The following is a 16,689-nucleotide window of genomic DNA, read 5'->3' on the forward strand; positions in this document are numbered from 1 at the left end:
GTGGAGCAATGATGAAACTCTCGCCTCCTAACATTTCACATTCTTCGCCGGCTGTCCGTCGCAGGGCGCTGTTTTATGTCTTCGACGGGGGGAGTGGCATCGGTCACCTGCGCAGGCTGGCACGCATAGCCGAAGCTATGAGGAAGGATTTCTCTTGCTTGATCGTTACTGGGCATGATGTCGGACTGCAGTGGATGGTGCCCCAAGGATGCGAGTACGTTCGTCTGCCTTCTTGGGACAACCTGATCGCGGCTAAGTCCGCCTATTGGGGGCGCGTACCGTTCCTGGACGTGCCGTTGGACGAGGCCGTCAGATTGCGTAGTGCCATTTTGCTCGGCATCGTCGAGGGATTCCAACCAGACGTGATGTTGGTGGATCACCTACCGCTGGGCGCGCACGCGGAACTGGTGGCCGTGCTGCGTACCGCGCCTTGCCGTAAGTATCTCATTACCCGTGGCATCCAGAACGAAACGGAGGATCTGCATCGCCTGATACTAGGTGGGGCCGCTCTCTCAGCCTTGGGTAAAGACTATCACCGGATCCTTTCCGCAATCGATCCCAAAATCTTCAACTTGGCGAAGCATTACAACCTTCCACCTGAAGTGGTCAGCAAGATTCTTTCGACCGGATACGTGGCGCCCGCGGCGCTGGCGGGGCGGCGCGCATCGATAAGGTCTTCGCGAGGTATTGACGACGCTACGCCGTGGGTTGTGGCTTCTGTCGGTAGCGGTCAATGGGGAGAGCCATTGATCGAGGCGTGTATCGCCCTTGCTGGCGATCACCCCGATGTGCATTTCGATATTGTCATTGGGCCCCGTTCGCGGTTGGCCCGGCCGGAAGCCCACGCAGCAGGGCGCATCAGGCTGCACGCCAATTGTGCGGACCTCGCCGACCTGCATGCCGCGAGCGACGTGGTGATCACGGCTGGCGGCTATAACACGTTGCTGGAGGCGATACAGGGGCAGGCGCGTATCCTCTGCATCCCCTACCGCAAAGATCGTCGGGACGAGCCTTTCCATCACGCTACGCTATTGCAACCGTACATCGATTTGCGGATGGCCACGGAGATCGGGGAACTTGGTATGTTGCTCCAAGCAGCGATCAACGACTGCAGGGAGGGTTCAGTAAAAGACGGTCGAACTGAGTTGCGCACCGACGGCGCTGTCCGTATCGCCCGGATGGTTCAGGACGATTTGGAGAGATGCCTAGACGCGCAGTTCGCCGGGCATTGAATGAGGGCAACGGGAGACGTGAGTATGAACAACGAAGCGCATGGCACGTCTTCGTTCGCAACGGACGAGTCGGTCCCAGTGCTGCTCGACGACTATCGAGAACAGGCCCGGGCAGCGCTGCCCGGGCCCGTGTTCGACTATATCGAGGGCTGGGCTGGCGATGGCTTGACGTATCAGAACAATCGCACGGATTTTGATCGCCTGTTGCTGGCTCCTTTCGTCATGCGCGACGTATCACATGTCGACCTCGCCGCGACTTACTTGGGACGGACATCGGCCCTTCCTATCGGCTTCAGCCCCTCGGCCTTTCATCAGCTGGCACATCCGTCCGGCGAAGCGGCCACCGTACAAGCTGCCCATGCCAACGACATTCCAATGATCGTCTCCGCAATGTCCAGCCTGCCGCTTGAGGATATCGCCAAGCTTGCGAAAGGCGCGCGGCTGTGGCTGCACGTTTATCTGTTCAGGGATAGGGCGGTGACACGGGAACTCATCGGTCGTGCGGAGGCCGCCGGGTTCGAGGCGATCTCGCTTGGCTTGGGTTGCCCGGCGTTGGGGAAACGCCCCGCTAACTTGCGTAACCGTTTCACTCTGCCCGAAGGCGTAAGCGCGGCCAACTTCGCACGCCGCAATACAACCGATTTCAACAACCCGATCTACGCATTGGCAGACGCGGAGCTCGACCCCTCCGCTAGTTGGAGGGATGTAGAGTCGCTGTGCGGGGCCACCAGATTGTCGGTGATCGGTAAGGGCATTATGAATGCCTGCGATGCACTCCCTGCGATGGATGCTGGGCTGTCCGCGCTGATGGTTTCCAACCACGGAGGCCGGCAGCTGGATGGCAGCCTTTCAACGATCCGGGCGCTTCCTGAAATCGCGGAAGCCGTGTCAGGTCGCGTTCCTATCTTCCTCGACGGCGGTGTTCGCCGCGGGACGGACGTGCTCAAGGCGGTAGCACTTGGGGCGGATGCGGTATTCCTCGGTCGTCCAGTGCTATGGGCACTCAGCGCCGGTGGTACGCAGGGCGTTATGGCGATGGTAAAGCTGCTGGCGGATGAAGCCCGCCTTGCTATGCAACTGTCGGGTTGCGCTAGTCCTGCGGAGGCTAGACGCAAGGTTGGTTCGCTTCTTCGCTGGATATAGGCTTTCACGGGATGCTGCCGTTGAGGACCGTTCATCCTAGCTCGCCGTTTCTATTGTCCTAGCGGCTGCCGATTCATGCACGTGTTGAAGTTTCACTCTGAACTGACCTGTTGATTGCCACCTAAAACTGAGCCACTTCAGCTGGGGTTTCCGTCGAATTTTGAGCCACACTTCCCACCACTGCCTCCCGTTGATTGTTCGGGCGGGATAAGATCGTGGCGATCTCCTGCAATGGCGCCACAACCTTATCTTCATCTTCGTCTGCGGTCCTGGCCCGGGAAGAATCTGGCGGTCGCGCTTGGGGGTCAAGCCATTGCCTACCGGCAACGCCGCGTGTGCTTCTTCACCACCATCGAACTGGTCAACCAACTGGGACAGGAGAAAGCGAAGGATAAGCGGGGCATGCTGGCCGGAAGATCGCCATCACCACCAACCTGAGCTTCGCCGAATGGCTCAGCGTCTTCGCGACGCCGAGCTGACGACCGCGCTGCTAGCCCGTCATACCCATCACTGCCAGATCATCGAAACCGGGAACGATAGCTATCGCTTCAGCAACAATACCGCTGCAACAACACCGCCAATGCAAAAAGCGGGAAATCCGAAAGACGCGGATGACCTAGACTACACCCAACCGGCGGCTCAAATTTAGTAGAAAATCCCGGCTCAGTTTAAAACGGAAGTCAACGTCCTACCTTGGATCACGTGCCCGCTGGGTCCAACTTCCTGCCCACCCTTGGGTCACGTCTCTATTCCCAGCTTGAAACCATCCCACAGGCTTGTGATTTCTGCCTATGTCGAAGCCCTTCGTTAGACAATGCCGGCTAATGAGACCAGCCTAGGCGCCGTGTCTCTTATCCCAGCCAGAACAGCAGTACAGACCGTCTCCACGTCGTTAGGTGAGAGCTTCGTGTGCAACGGTAGGCAAAGGACGCGGTCGGCGATGTCTCTAGAATAGCGAGTAGTGCCGAAGCGAGCGTACGGGACGGTGGTATCCAACGAGGGATGGAAGTAGCGCCGCGTAGCAATCCCCAAATTGCCGAGGTGTTGGTAGACCCTCTCACACGTAGCCGTATCGGCAAGCGCGATGGGCATATAGCCCCCGCCATTCGTGACTTCAGCGTCAATGCGCTGGCATTGCACGTAATCCCCCAGTTTGTGCATGTAGAGGGCCAAGAGGTGCCGACGATGGCTCAGAATGTAATCCACGTCGTCGAGGACGGCCAGTCCCATGGCCGCGTGCACCTCGCTCATCTTGAGGTTGGTTCCAAGGTCTACGATGTCGCCCGTGACCGCATCAAATCCGAAGTTGATCATGCGGCGTGCGCGTTCGCAGATAGCATCGTCGCGGAAGATGACTGCGCCCCCTTCTATTGTGTGGAAGGTCTTAGTCGCGTGAAAGCTGATTGCTGAGGCGTCGCCCTGATCCAGAATGCTGCGCCCAGCCTTTCGCGTCCCAAAGCAATGGGCTGCGTCGTAGATCACCCGGAGGCCGTGCCGTCGTGCGATCGCGCTCACGCGAACATCATCGACGGGGTTGCCATAAACGTGGACAGGTGAGATCGCCGTGGTATCAGATCGGATTGCTGATTCGATTTGGTCCGGATCGATATTCCATGTGTGTGGGTCGATATCGGCGAAGGACGGATCGATCCCGTTCCAAGCGGGTACGCTGCTGCTCGCCGGGAAACTGAAGGGCGTCGTTACAACACTGCCTGAGATATCGAGAGCATGATAAGCAAGTTCGAGTGCGGCGCTGCCATTGCTAACGAGGATGAGGTTTCGAACGCCGAGGTAGTCCTCTAGGCGCGCCGCCAGCTCGCAGGCGAGGGGACCGTTGTTTGTCAGACGGCATCGGGCATAGATACCCTCAAGATAGCCAACATACTTTTGTAGGCTTGGGAGGTATGAAGACGTAACTTCCATAGTATTTATTTGCCCCCTAGGTTGAATCGCTGAAAAGAAATATGGAACCAAAACGATTTGACTCTGGGTTACTCGGGATATAGCTAAAGACGTGCGGTTTTCTTTTCTCTGGAAGCCGTCTCCTAGGCGGTTATCCATCATGTTTGACGGAATGGTGCCACATCAGTAGTGCAATTGTTTGTCGTCGTAACCGAGCCCTTCAAGCAGACGTTCCCGCACCGCTGGCCATTCGCTCCTGATGATGCTGAAGAGGAGTGAGTCACGGATGCGCCCATCCTTGTAGATGAGGTGGTTCCGAATCACCCCTTCCTGCACGGCGCCGAGAATTTTCATGGCCGCACGCGAACTCAAGTTACGCGGGTCAGTGATCAGCTCGACCCGATTGACGTCGAGCCGCTCGAAGGCGTGACTGAGGGTCAGGAGCCTGACTTCGGCGTTAACGAGGGTGCCGCGTGCCTCCCGGCAATACCAGGTGGATCCTATGGCTAGCCTACGATGGTCGTAGGACATGTCATAGAAGCGAGTGGTGCCGATGACTCTCCCGTCGTTTTTCCTCCTCACGGCGAAAGGATAGTGGGTGCCTTCAGCGGAGCGCGACAGTGCGTAGTCGAACCATGGGTCGAAATCCTCGCAGGCGCCGTTGAAGGTGCGGGGGAAATAGGTCCATATGGCCTCGTCGCCTGCCGAAGCTTCCCGAAGCGGTTCCCGGTGTCCCGCGTCGAGTGGTTCGAGCGTGATGAAGGGGCCTGCAAGCGTTTCGGGGCGTGTGAAAGTCATCTCTGGCTCGCTCACGAATGGCATCAACTGAAGCGGCGACGGGTGAATGTATCGCGAAGGACAGCCAGAAGGCCATCCATGTTGCCCACGCCAATCTCCTTGTCGATATAGAAAAGCGGCTGCGACGGTGTGCCTCTCCTATCATTCAACCTCACGGCAACGGGAATCGCGCCCATGGCCTCAAGCAGAAGCACCGGAAGGCTGCACAGACGTACCTTCCCCTTGCTTGTTGGCCGGAATACGGCGCTGCCCGCCCATGCCTGGACACTCACGCCCAGTATGGGAGGCGTAGCGATCGCAATCTGGCCCTGCTTGGCGTGGATCGTCCAACGCAAGTAGCCCGGAAGACAGGTGAGGATGGGATCTTCGTCGAGGTCACGATCGCTTTTTATTTCGGCGATGTAGTGGATCGCGGCACCCCATACCTCGTTTAACATCGCACGACGCAGTTCTTCTTTGAATTCGGGTGGAAATCCCGATGCTTGGCCCGCGCCTTGTCTGCGCGAGGTGTCGAGACTTCCGAGGGCCGTATCCTCGGTATAGGGATGGAAGATGTGTGCGGTCAGTTCGCGATACAGGTCCGACCGGGCTTCATCGTTCAGCCCGTGCAGGCTCTGCAGCGACCGATAGTTCATTGTATAGACAAGCGATTTGAGCAGCGAGACGAAGCGACCCTCTGAATTGCCAAGCTCGGGGTCCAGCTCCGCCTCGGTCGCAGACTGAAATGTGGCGTTCATGTCACCAGGGTCGAAAATTGGCCAGAGTGCATCCGAGTAGCCGGTCTTCGCCTGGTGGAGCACTTCCTGCTTCGAACTCAATATCTCTTGGGGTAGGCCTTCTTGCATAAGCGACCGGTAATCGACGACGCGGACGTATTCATCTAGTCCGAGAATCTTCGTCCAGCGAGACAGTTCTGCTTGGTACGACACGATCTCCGGGCTGGACTTATTCACCGCTTCGTTGAAGCGAGAGCCGTCTGCAACGACAGTGAACCTAGCCGACAGCCCTTCATGGTTAGGGTGTTCCGTCCGGTAGATGATTTCTACGGTCCTGACGATCTCGTAGAGACTGAGGAGAAAGTTAGCTTCGCCTAGGTCGGGCAGCGGCCCGCGTGACTTGAGGGGAGAGGGAATCTTGAACGGTAGAGCCGGAATGACCATGTCGATCGGAAGCCTCTGATCGATCGCTTCCTTGATTCGCTGGTTAAGCAGGGCCCTTTCGTTGTAACGAGCGCCGCTCCGGGAGAATTCCTTGTCGAGTATCGCTTCCGTGATCGATTCAGACGCGCCTATCGTGCTCGTGTTGCCATGGCCATATTCCTCCCGCCTGTCCAATGCGCGAGCGCGCGCAGCCTTGGCCCGTTCCTCGCAGAACCGGGTGCTGGCCGTCGTTAGGATGGGGATTAGTCCATTGAGGACCTGCCTTTGGTCGATTGTAAGAAGCCTTGCATGGAAATCATGCCGCTCATAAAGACGGAGCGTCGGATCCTGTGACATCGTATGCATGAAATGAGAGCTGATCACGCTCTCTTGAATCCTATTGAGGCCGACCCGGTACCCAAGTCGACTCGGCAGCCGTTCCATCTTCACCTTCCAAGTGTTCCTCATTAATTCCCATTTTCTGGGATTGTGACAACCCGTTGAAAATGACTTGGCTACAGCTCCCATCGAATAGGTCTTCATCCGAAGAGCCATGGCAATCGCCCGATGATGGTATTAGGAAGCATACAGCGCAAGCATATGTCGAACCGCGATATTGGGTGTGTTCCTCTTAAAAAGCCAACCACCGGCCAGTCCGGACCGGTCGCGGCGGATCGCCGGATTTGACGGCTTCACGTATTGGTTACAGCATCTTCCCCTCGAAGGGCGTACCTGAAGAGTACAGGTCTCACTGTGCCACTCAAACCGATCTAAAGGATGACCTGCGCACTAATAAATTTGTATTCAGCTATGCGGTGAGTTTGGTAGGAATGTTATCTGTCGCTATCCGGTTCGCTGACGATGGCGGTTAGCTCATTCTTCCATAGAGCTATCCAATGCTGTAGCAATGCCTTAGCCCTCGATGACGAAATTGAACCCTCTAGAAGTTGACCATCCAATTCGACGAGACAATCGGACATCGAGCGTTGGAGCTGGCTCATCCTCCAGTGCCCTTCACTAGAAGACCATGCGCTAGCTTCGCGATAGGCAGAATGAATATAACGCACGAGCGAGGCATCACTCGCGTGCTGAGATAAATTCCGCATCTCTTGTAGCACGATCAGCTCAGATGGTACGGTCAGCTCACCTCGTTCCGCGAACTCTCTAACCCCGAGGAGGAAGTTGTAGGCCATATCGGTAAAATACCGGTGCCTAAACATGTGAAGACACGCTCTTACCTCAAGCTTTGCCAACGTGGCCAAGTCGTGCATGTCATTGGTAAGGGTATTTTCCGAGAGGGGCTTCCCCTGGGATGTAAGAAACAGATGGCCGGTATCACCGGAAACCCCAACAGTTGATCTGATGAGCTTGCTGCGATGCCCATCGACAAAGCCAAGAATGGGCTCGAGTCGAGATCGTACTACCGGAATCTCGCGGATTTTGCGCTTTTTGGTCTTCACTACTTGAACGGCAATTAGCCCAGTTTCCTTAGCATCGCGAACTTGTTTGACGGTAACGGTCGCTAACTCAAAGCGCCTGCTGCCTAGGGCCAGCGCCAAATGCATCATGGTTGACCTACGACGTTTTACATACGCTGACTGAGTGCTGGCAAGATTGGCTGCAAACATCCGTTCAATCTGATCGCCGGTAACGGGCGTTCTGCGTCGAACGGCGTCGCGGTGGGGGAACGAGCTGTGATGTACGTAACGATACGATCTACCATCTTTTATGAATGTTTTGAATTCCACAGTGATTCTGCAGCCTTCACCACACTGTCCTATCAACCCAGCGCCTGGCGCTAGCGTCGACTGAAACCATAGGAGGAAGTGCAGCGCTCTACGACCAATCGCGTTCACCTGATTTGCACTTCTCGCACGATTGGCGCGACCTTGCGAGTTGACGGCTTGCTCGGCTCCAAGTTCGTGAATCCACTGACCAAAGATTACGTCATCGATTTGACGGAAGTCGCAACGTAGCTGGTAGCAAACGCGTAGAAGATGACCAAGCTGCTTAGCGTAAGTTCCCAATGTTCCGCCTCGGGTGCGAGTGCTTTTTCCCTCGCGAAATTGAACATTGAGGTATAAGGTCGTCGGCCAGCAAACAGTCCCATCGGGCCAAAGGCTTACTGGCACATCGTGTTGCAATCGATTCCGATCAAGTCTTGAAAGAGTCACCTGAGGTGAACGATCGTAACGGGCATCGGCGTCTCTATGTAGGCTAGGTGGCATCATCGGAATCCAGCTTATCGGTGGTGTCAACTAGAACCATCGGTTGTCCTTTGGGGCCTCTGAAGCGACTCAGATGGCCTTCGAGCAACCTTCGTTCATTGGCTGGCTCAGCCCGCCCCCTTTCCAGTCGGTCGAGAGTTCGCCGATATATGGAGAGAAGGTCGTTGTACTGGTCTGCCATGAATGCGCAACTGTTAATTAGGCTCTGTCGCTGATTTCGTAAATCTGCCATTTCAGACCTGGCTGGGGTAGCAGAAGGTGCATCGCCGTCGCGTACGATTGGCTTTCTTGATTTGCGATTTCTAGCGACCAATCGGCGCAACCTGTCCAACTCTAGAAAACCTCCGCTCAAATGATTGTCGCTGACTGTCTTGAGCGTATTGAGCGACATCCCGTGGATAGACAAGTCAGGCGCATCAAGTTTTGCCAACATTCCCTGACTTTGGCAACTCTTCATGATGCGGCTGTCAATCACTGCTAGGTCGCTTGAATGCGCCAAAAGTAGGTCATGAAGAGCACGTACAGATTGAATGTAACGGAAAGATCTCTCGGTGCGTGAAGCCTTAGTCATTGAATGCATCCTTAGGTCGCACAATCCACATAATCTCGTAGTCAGCGCCATTTACGTCGCGAATGAACTTTGGCTCAATCTCCAAAATACCGTCTTCAAGAATGTTCTCAAGGTAAGCTTGAAGATCACCACTATCAATGAGCGTAAGTTGGCTACAGCCAAAATGTTTAAGGACAACCTCGCGAATTTTTGTAACGGCTTGGCCGCTTTCATCGTGTGCCAAGTGCCTTCCGCCAAGAATGGACGAGGCATAAGCCGCCTTTATTTGACGCATTTCATTGTCGCGACCATCAAAACTTTCACGGATATAAGCCCATGTTTGTTCCGATTCGCGGTGCCCAAGAAACCAGCCGATAGTATGAAGTTCGCCTAGACCAAACTTATAAAAGAAGGAGTAAGCCCAGAAACGTCTCATTTCGTGCGTGCGCAAATACCAACGGTGCCCATTTTCATCAAGTGGAACCTCGATATAGTCGCAGAATAGATCAAGTCGCTGGTTGATTTGCATGCCTGTAGTGTTCCCACATGCATCAAAATTACCAGTGACTCCATACAGCAACTTCTTAGATGCTGCTTGGTGCAAAGAGCGCCAAGCTCGATTCAGGCGTCGAATTTGGCCAACTGCCGTGGCTGCCAAGTTGGGAATGCATCGCGTCAGCTGACCCTGTGCGTTTCCTAAGATGTCCTTTCCCAGACCGAATTTCAGATACCAGCCTGTTCCAACGATCTTGGCGAGACAATCATCTTCGAGCTTTCGCAACTCGATTTGGCGACGAGCAGCGGTTGTGCCAACGATGACAAACATGCAAGCTTCTAGAAGATGCAGAGCGTCCACCAAGCCCATATGCTCGCGGATGGTGCCGGCTATTGGTTTTCCTCCATCGTTAGAGAAGATTGGAGTCGATTTCCCACGAAAGATACTGTGAATTCGGTCTATTCGAAGAGGCGCAAGAGACGTCGGAATATCCGACCGCAGCGAAAGAGTTGGTAGTTTGTCTAGATATGAGACGTGCCGTGAGATGCCCAGTGGGGCGCGGCGAACCTGCTCCGCATGCAAACGGTTCTTGACCTTTATTGCATAGTCCACGAGGTCATCGCCATAACTGAGGACAAATCGAATGGCATGCCCAAGACAGTGCAGGGCGACTTCTGGTGGGGCGGTCGGCGTGCTGCCTTTGGGTTCAAGGTCTAAAGTAAGCGTGGGCGCAAAGGTGACTTGGGACCAAACAGTACTTGGCGGTAGGCCGGCGTCACAATTTGCGGAAAGTAGGGATAGTTTGCGAATATGGAGGCGGCTCATATCTACGAACTCCATTCGAAGTGGTGGAGTTTGATCTCGGACTCCCTGATCAACTTGCTCAATGTTGATGGAAGGCTTTTCTCGTGAATGCCTTGACGTAAAGCCGGCTTGTTGTGGAGCATCAGCTTGATTTAAGGTCCCAAGCCTCAAGAGCAGGGGTGGCGAAAGATGGTCAGCTTTGACGTCTTGATTAATTAGGTCACGAAACAGTGGCTGTATGGCGAGACGCCCGCGAGAGGCACCATTCGCGCGAAAATAGCCTTTCAGTTCAAGCCATGCTCTCAGTCGCGTAGTTTGCGCTGGGGGGAACATTAGCCATTCACTAACCCGATGGTCTGGGAGCGTTAAGCCGGGAAGGTCAGCCAGCGACGAATCGATTTGTTCGGCTAGCTCAGGATCCCCTTCTATGGAAGCGAGCACGTTGATGAGTGCTTTTTCTATTCGGCTTTCTAGATCCAGTAGTTCTGTTTTTCCTCCCGACGCCCACTTGAACAGAAATTCGTGGTCAAGATCAGTAGTATCGATATTCTCGAAGAGATGAAGCTGGGGTTTAAACCGTTCCGAGTGTAAGAACACCCACTCTGTAAGGGTCATTATCCACTGAAAGAACTGACAATAGTGAGTCGTTCCACACCGTCGACTGATTCGCGGATGGCGATAGAAAAATACGATCCGTTTCACCCGATTCAGGGCATGTCGATAATCAAGCTCTGCCTGATATGGGTTTCCTGAAACTTTGGCGGGCGATGTTGTAAGTAAACTGCTAGCACTGCGTGATTCATATCCATTGCTTGTCAAGCAAACGCCGGTGGCCATCATTCGATGCCAATTCATCCGAACGCATGCTCCATCATTTGTGCGAAGCTCCCATACGTTGTCAAAAAAGTCATTCAAGAGCCACGGTGCCGATGGATGCGGGTCGTCCCAGTTGACCCTCAAGGCACGTAGAAATGAAGGAAGCTCGTCGACACCAATGATCTTTTCTGCGTTCACTGGGCTCACCACGGGGCATCGAACACAATGGAAGCGCGCAATGATGGCAGCAACTCCAAGGAATGCTTCAGGATTGCTTGATGCTCGAAGTTATCGTAGTGATCTGCTGAAAAGAGTGCACGAATATAGGTGGCAAGGCTGCACCAGAAGTTTGGCGCAACTCCTGTAATTTCGCTTGGTCGAGCGTAGACATCTTGTGGCAAACTCGAAGCGCTTAGGCATTCCTCATATCGAAAGAGCAAGGCCAGACTGCGCTCGGAGAGTGAGAATATCGCGCTGTGTATCTCTGCAGTGCTGGCGGTGTCCTGAGTTCCCGAACAGCCCTCGATCTTTTTGGCGAGAGCATGCAAGAGAACATTTGTCTTGGTAGCATCCAGTTTTATCGAGTTTGCTAGAAAACTTTCGATTTCTTCACGACTCGAAAGGTCCATGGATAAGAGTGGGTCGAAATCTTGGCCGACGCTTGCTACATAGAGCATCTCGTTCTGGTGCTGCCTAACTCTTCTCTCGCGAAGCAAGTTCTTAATTTCGGGAGGGACATAGTGACGCATTGATATTGAAACTGAGTTGCCCAAGGTTCTGGAGACAGAGTTCCAGTCGCCATTGCTGCGAATGAACTCAATGATAGCGTGGCTATTGCGAATCATTGAGTACGTCGTGAAACGCAGGTCGACTAGTTCTGGGTCAGCGGATAAATTCGCGCGAAGCAGTTTTCCAACGACGTTACTTTCAATCAATCTGTGGGGGAGTCCGCGCTGCTGATGGGAGCGCCATCCCAAGAACAAAGCATTTGCATAGAACGGGTGCAGTTTGGCGGCGTGCCGACAGCTAGCGGTCAAATCTCGGAGCAACAGTAGTGCTGCTTGAAGCCTGGTATCGACAAGACTGCTGCGTTCCTCTCCGGCTCTGTTCTTGACGGAAGTGATGCGCAGAGATCCGTCCTCAGCCCAAGTTAGTTCGTCAATTCCAATATTGAGGATTGTTGAGAGATTGCTTACCTCGGGGCAACGGCACGCAATTGCAGTGATAAACCATGACAAATCGTCGAATCTAAGTGCCCCCAAGTATCTTCTTAGATCGAAAGGATCATGCTTGGTCATTGACGAGATCATGTTTGGATCGAATTTTTCGAGGACGACTCGATCAAGACAGCCTCCATGTCGGTTCTTTATCCACCAAATCAGGTTAGCAAGACCATTTGGGTGGTTGGGAGAAAAGACGTGATGCTTGAACTGTGCAACGTACTTGCCTTTCGCTGTGCTCACATCGCGACTGATATAGACCAGAAATGACTCACGCGGGCTCTCCGTCGTGAGCGCATTCAATAGTTCAACATCTGCCTGAGCAGCGAGGCGATTTCCCTCCGCGAAAGAATTACGGATGGCGTCAATATTCTTGTAGCATGCTTCTTCGATGCGCTTGAGGTTCGATTTGAGCTCGTTGGAAAGTTGTTTGAGGCACTCGTCCGTGCTGATTGCCAAGGGTCGTGCGGATACAACTCGTGCGAGAAAGTCAGAATGGTCGAGCTCAAGTTTTGGCTGACCAATAAATTCCCGTGGATGCGCTCGAACATAGGCCTCACGGGCTGAGTTTGCGTCCTCTGTAGGGAGCGCAAACCAATTCCATAGGGGAAGTGTGTTGCGTCTCTGGCAGAACCGAATGAAATTTCCGATCCTGTTCCAGTCAAGTCGGAGTGTTTGCAGACGTGCCTTTGTAACCGAGGGGTTTCGAGTGAAGAACCATTCAAGAAAAATTAGGTGGAGTTCGTCAAGTGAACCCGCATCGGAAAGGTCGAACTTCGATAAGTCTATTTCCAGATCTGCAATACACATCCCCCAACGATTGAGTGCGTATGCGGTAGTGCCGGCGGGAATAGCTCGGCCTTGGGAGAAATGGCCAAGCTCCCTTGCGAGTTGTTCAGCAAATGGCCACCCAAAAATGAGGAGCGGCGACAGGTTGACATTGACCTTTCTATGACCGTCCTTGCATGACAAGGCGACGCTTAGTTGAGCGTGGTCGGCCCGCTGAGCCCTCGTCATGTGGAACCTCGCTGCTATGACGCCTACAGAAGCATACTATGACAATTGTCAATATGATATATATCAAAATAAAGTATATAAAACAAATAGATAGAATAATAATGACAAATATACTTTCTAGGGAAATCGTTGAAGTCGGCGTCGACGTGCCCAATGCATCGTTGATGATCATCGAGAACGCCGAGCGCCTCGGCCTCGCGCAGTTGCACCAGTTGCGCGGGCGGGTGGGGCGCGGTGCCACCGCATCGGCCTGCGTGTTGATGTACCAGTCGCCGCTGGGACAGATCGCGCGCCAGCGCCTGGAAACCATGCGCGAAACCAATGACGGTTTCCGCATCGCCGAAAAGGATCTGGAACTGCGCGGCCCCGGCGAATTGCTCGGCACCCGCCAGACCGGCCTTGCCGCGTTCCGCATCGCCGATCTCGCCCGCGACGCCGACCTGCTGCCGCAGGTGCAGCGCATCGCCGAACGGTTGTTGAAGGAAGATGCGACCCGCGCCGATCGCATCGTCCAGCGCTGGGTCGGCGGCGCCGCGCGTTATGCTTCGGCTTGACTGCAAGGAAGACCGCATGACCAACAAGATCCCCCTCCTCATCGATACCGATCCCGGCGTCGATGACGCCCTCGCCATCCTGATGGCATTCAACTCGCCCGATCACGACGTCGTGGGACTGACCATCGCCGCTGGCAATGTCGGCCTCGATTACACCGTGCGCAATGCATTGAAGCTGTGCGAAGTCGCCGAGCGCGCCGACGTGCCGGTCTTCGCCGGCGCGCCGCAGCCGCTGCTGCATCGCTCCGAGGATGCCGCTTTCGTCCACGGCCGCGACGGCTTCGGCGACATCGGCTACGCACCGGCCGCGCGCCAGCCCGAAGCCGAACACGCCGCGCTCGCCATCCTGCGTCTCTCGCACGAACATGCCGGACGCTTGATGATCGTCGCGCTGGGGCCGCTGACCAACATCGCGCTGGCGCTCAAGCTCGATCCGACCTTGCCGCAGCGGGTGACGCGCCTGGTGGTGATGGGCGGTGCGGTGACAGGCCACGGCAATATCACCCCGAGCGCCGAGTTCAACACCGGCTTCGATCCCGAGGCGGCGCACATCGTTTTCGAGGCCTTCCCGCAGTTCGACCTCTGCGACTGGGAGGCCAATCTGCGCCACGGCTTCCCGCACGAGGCGATGGACCAGTGGTTGCAGGTCGATTCGCCGCGCGCCCGCTTCTATGACGCCATTTCCGCCCATACCCGACGCTGGTCCCGCGAGAAACGGGGCTCGTACTGGCACTCCGCCGACGGCTATGCCATGGCCTGCGCCTTGGCCCCCGAGGGCATCGAGGCCACCGAAGCGCGCCCGCTGGCGGTGCAGCTGGGGCAGGGGCTGGCCCGCGGCCTCAGCATCGTCGACTGGAACCGGATGAGCGGCCGGCCGGACAACGCCCGCATCGTCCAGACCTACGACGGCGAGCGCTACCAGGCCATGATCCGGGCGGCTTTGGCAGCCGGTTGACCAAGCCGGGCTGTGCCGCTATCATGTTCGGCTCACTCTGAACCTACTGTCGGTGCCGCAATGAAGGCCGATCTTCACCCCAATTACCGCGATGTCGTCTTCCAGGACGTCACCTCCGATTTCAAGTTCCTGACGCGCTCCACCATGGCGTCCAAGGAAACGATCAAGTGGGAGGACGGCAACGACTACCCGCTGATCAAGGTCGAAATCTCTTCGGCCTCGCACCCGTTCTACACCGGTCAGAACAAGGTGATGGACACCAGCGGTCGCATCGACAAGTTCAAGAAGCGCTACGCCAAGTAAGATCTGGTTGATGGTCGCGCGGTCGCATTCCGCGCCGCTTGACCGAAGCGCCGACGGCCGCCATGTGCGGCCGTTCGTGTTTCCGAAATCTCTCCGGGATCATGTCCGCCGGGCGCCGTGTGCTCCATGCGCATGTGAATGTTCAAACAGTCGTTGTGCGATAATTGACGCAATGCAAAACCGGTTCGACGCGAGTGCAGACCGGTGGACGAACAGGAGACTCCCGCCGTGACCGAAGCCAAGACCGCGACGATTGCCGTTGCCGACAAGAGCAGCACCCTCCCCGTGATCGACCCGGTGCTGGGCCAGCCCTGCATCGATATCGCCAAGCTGCCGAAAGACACCGGCTGCTTCACCTACGACAACGGTTTCACCGCGACGGCGTCGTGCAAATCGGCGATCACCTATATCGACGGCGATGCCGGCGTGCTGATGTATCGCGGCTATCCGATCGAGCAACTGGCCGAGCACTCCAGCTTCCTGGAAGTGGCCTATCTGCTGATGAACGGCGAGCTGCCGACCGAGCAGAAGTTCGCCTCGTTCGCCGACGACATTGCCCACCACACGATGCTGCACGAAGCGTTCAAGCAGTTCATCGGCGGCTTCCGCCACGACGCCCACCCGATGGCGATGCTGATGGGCATGCTCGGTTCGATGGCGAGCTTCTATCACAACAACCACGATTACGACGATCCGGAACAGCGCCACCTCGCCGCGATCCGCCTGATCGCCAAGGTGCCGACGATCGCCGCCGCCTGCTATCGCTACAGCATGGGCTGGCCGCTGCGCTTCCCGCGTAACAACCTCGAGTACGTGACGCGCTTCCTGCACATGATGTTCGAGGTGCCGTCCGAGCCGCTGCAGATGAACCCGGTGGCCGCCAAGGCGCTCGACCTGTTGTTCATCCTCCACGCCGACCACGAGCAGAACGCCTCGACCTCGACCGTGCGCATGGTCGGCTCGACCGGCGCCAACCCTTACGCCTGCATCGCCTCGGGCGTGGCAGCGTTGTGGGGGCCGGCGCATGGTGGCGCCAACGAAGCCGTGCTCAAGATGCTCAACGAGATCGGTTCGCCGGCCAACGTCCAGAACGCGATCGACAAGGCCAAGGACAAGGAGTCCGGTTTCCGCCTGATGGGCTTCGGCCACCGCGTCTACAAGAACTTCGATCCGCGCGCCAAGATCATCCGCGAGATGACCTACAAGGTGCTGAACGAGCTCGGCGTCAACGATCCGCTGCTCGATGTCGCGATGAAGCTGGAAGAAGCCGCGCTCAAGGACGATTACTTCATCCAGCGCAAGCTCTACCCGAACGTCGATTTCTACAGCGGCATCATCTACAAGGCGCTGAAGATCCCGACCGACATGTTCACGGTGATGTTCGCGATCGCGCGCACCTCCGGCTGGGTCGCGCATTGGCTCGAACAACAGGCCGATCCGGAGCAGAAGATCGGTCGTCCGCGCCAGATCTACGTCGGCCACGACAAGCGTGATTACGTCGCCATCGACAAGCGCTGAGTTTCACTTCGACT

At 55.9% G+C, this 16,689-nt stretch carries 13 protein-coding genes; 7 read left to right on the forward strand and 6 right to left on the reverse strand.

Annotation, left to right across the window (positions count from 1 at the left end):
• Window positions 1-11 precede the first annotated feature (11 nt).
• The 3 genes from Lysil_RS07710 to Lysil_RS13620 all read left to right on the forward strand — a co-directional run bounded on the left by Lysil_RS07710 (window position 12) and on the right by Lysil_RS13620 (window position 3,024).
• The gene (locus Lysil_RS07710; RefSeq protein ID WP_129588412.1) at window positions 12-1,232 is read left to right on the forward strand and encodes a hypothetical protein; all 1,221 of its coding nucleotides are present in this window, start codon (window positions 12-14) and stop codon (window positions 1,230-1,232) included.
• A 24-nt stretch (window positions 1,233-1,256) separates the two neighbouring features.
• Complete coding sequence (locus Lysil_RS07715) at window positions 1,257-2,375, forward strand: alpha-hydroxy acid oxidase (RefSeq protein WP_165782431.1); 1,119 nt, start codon at window positions 1,257-1,259, stop codon at window positions 2,373-2,375.
• Window positions 2,376-2,823: 448 nt separating this feature from the next.
• A complete protein-coding gene (locus Lysil_RS13620; protein ID WP_103075061.1) occupies window positions 2,824-3,024 on the forward strand; it encodes an ATP-binding protein in 201 nt (66 codons plus the stop codon).
• A 158-nt stretch (window positions 3,025-3,182) separates the two neighbouring features.
• On the opposite strand, the gene Lysil_RS07725 is transcribed toward Lysil_RS13620, so the two are convergent.
• From Lysil_RS07725 to Lysil_RS07750, 6 genes are all read right to left on the reverse strand, one after another.
• Window positions 3,183-4,439 carry a DegT/DnrJ/EryC1/StrS family aminotransferase gene (locus Lysil_RS07725; protein ID WP_205756921.1) on the reverse strand — a complete coding sequence of 419 codons (1,257 nt, stop codon included), beginning with the start codon at window positions 4,437-4,439 and terminating at the stop codon, window positions 3,183-3,185.
• Window positions 4,440-4,460: 21 nt separating this feature from the next.
• Window positions 4,461-5,075: a GNAT family N-acetyltransferase gene (locus Lysil_RS07730; RefSeq protein ID WP_165782432.1), complete on the reverse strand. Its 615-nt coding sequence runs from the start codon at window positions 5,073-5,075 to the stop codon at window positions 4,461-4,463.
• Between the two features lie 23 nt (window positions 5,076-5,098).
• Complete coding sequence (locus Lysil_RS07735; RefSeq protein ID WP_165782433.1) at window positions 5,099-6,757, reverse strand: L-tyrosine/L-tryptophan isonitrile synthase family protein; 1,659 nt, start codon at window positions 6,755-6,757, stop codon at window positions 5,099-5,101.
• A 290-nt stretch (window positions 6,758-7,047) separates the two neighbouring features.
• Complete coding sequence (locus Lysil_RS13625) at window positions 7,048-8,445, reverse strand: tyrosine-type recombinase/integrase (RefSeq protein ID WP_103075065.1); 1,398 nt, start codon at window positions 8,443-8,445, stop codon at window positions 7,048-7,050.
• 560 nt (window positions 8,446-9,005) lie between these two features.
• Window positions 9,006-11,306 (reverse strand): hypothetical protein, encoded by a 2,301-nt coding sequence (locus Lysil_RS13255; RefSeq protein WP_129588413.1) that lies wholly within the window; start codon window positions 11,304-11,306, stop codon window positions 9,006-9,008.
• Window positions 11,307-11,311: 5 nt separating this feature from the next.
• A complete protein-coding gene (locus Lysil_RS07750) occupies window positions 11,312-13,345 on the reverse strand; it encodes a hypothetical protein (protein ID WP_129588414.1) in 2,034 nt (677 codons plus the stop codon).
• Between the two features lie 53 nt (window positions 13,346-13,398).
• On the opposite strand from Lysil_RS07750, the gene Lysil_RS07755 reads away from it, so the two are divergent.
• The 4 genes from Lysil_RS07755 (at window position 13,399) to Lysil_RS07770 (ending at window position 16,675) form a co-directional block, all read left to right on the forward strand.
• A complete protein-coding gene (locus Lysil_RS07755; protein ID WP_425477154.1) occupies window positions 13,399-13,899 on the forward strand; it encodes a helicase-related protein in 501 nt (166 codons plus the stop codon).
• 16 nt (window positions 13,900-13,915) lie between these two features.
• Complete coding sequence (locus tag Lysil_RS07760) at window positions 13,916-14,854, forward strand: nucleoside hydrolase (RefSeq protein ID WP_103075963.1); 939 nt, start codon at window positions 13,916-13,918, stop codon at window positions 14,852-14,854.
• A 60-nt stretch (window positions 14,855-14,914) separates the two neighbouring features.
• Window positions 14,915-15,157, forward strand: a complete 243-nt coding sequence (locus tag Lysil_RS07765; RefSeq protein ID WP_103075068.1) for a type B 50S ribosomal protein L31 — start codon at window positions 14,915-14,917, stop codon at window positions 15,155-15,157.
• 228 nt (window positions 15,158-15,385) lie between these two features.
• On the forward strand, window positions 15,386-16,675 hold the full coding sequence (locus Lysil_RS07770; RefSeq protein ID WP_240600422.1) for a citrate synthase: 1,290 nt from the start codon (window positions 15,386-15,388) through the stop codon (window positions 16,673-16,675).
• Window positions 16,676-16,689 lie beyond the last annotated feature (14 nt).

This window comes from Solilutibacter silvestris (genome assembly GCF_002895945.1).
In the GTDB taxonomy this organism is placed as follows: Bacteria; Pseudomonadota; Gammaproteobacteria; order Xanthomonadales; family Xanthomonadaceae; genus Solilutibacter; species Solilutibacter silvestris.

Bases quoted from the DNA above. Each gene is read 5' to 3' on its own strand.
- Lysil_RS07725 (WP_205756921.1), bottom strand. From the start codon at position 4,439: ATGATGGATAACCGCCTAGGAGACGGCTTCCAGAGAAAAGAAAACCGC.
- Lysil_RS07710 (WP_129588412.1), top strand. From the start codon at position 12: ATGAAACTCTCGCCTCCTAACATTTCACATTCTTCGCCGGCTGTCCGT.
- Lysil_RS07750 (WP_129588414.1), bottom strand. From the start codon at position 13,345: ATGACGAGGGCTCAGCGGGCCGACCACGCTCAACTAAGCGTCGCCTTG.
- Lysil_RS07765 (WP_103075068.1), top strand. From the start codon at position 14,915: ATGAAGGCCGATCTTCACCCCAATTACCGCGATGTCGTCTTCCAGGAC.
- Lysil_RS13620 (WP_103075061.1), top strand. From the start codon at position 2,824: ATGGCTCAGCGTCTTCGCGACGCCGAGCTGACGACCGCGCTGCTAGCC.
- Lysil_RS07730 (WP_165782432.1), bottom strand. From the start codon at position 5,075: ATGACTTTCACACGCCCCGAAACGCTTGCAGGCCCCTTCATCACGCTC.
- Lysil_RS07755 (WP_425477154.1), top strand. From the start codon at position 13,399: ATGATATATATCAAAATAAAGTATATAAAACAAATAGATAGAATAATA.
- Lysil_RS13625 (WP_103075065.1), bottom strand. From the start codon at position 8,445: ATGATGCCACCTAGCCTACATAGAGACGCCGATGCCCGTTACGATCGT.
- Lysil_RS07715 (WP_165782431.1), top strand. From the start codon at position 1,257: ATGAACAACGAAGCGCATGGCACGTCTTCGTTCGCAACGGACGAGTCG.
- Lysil_RS07735 (WP_165782433.1), bottom strand. From the start codon at position 6,757: ATGAAGACCTATTCGATGGGAGCTGTAGCCAAGTCATTTTCAACGGGT.
- Lysil_RS07760 (WP_103075963.1), top strand. From the start codon at position 13,916: ATGACCAACAAGATCCCCCTCCTCATCGATACCGATCCCGGCGTCGAT.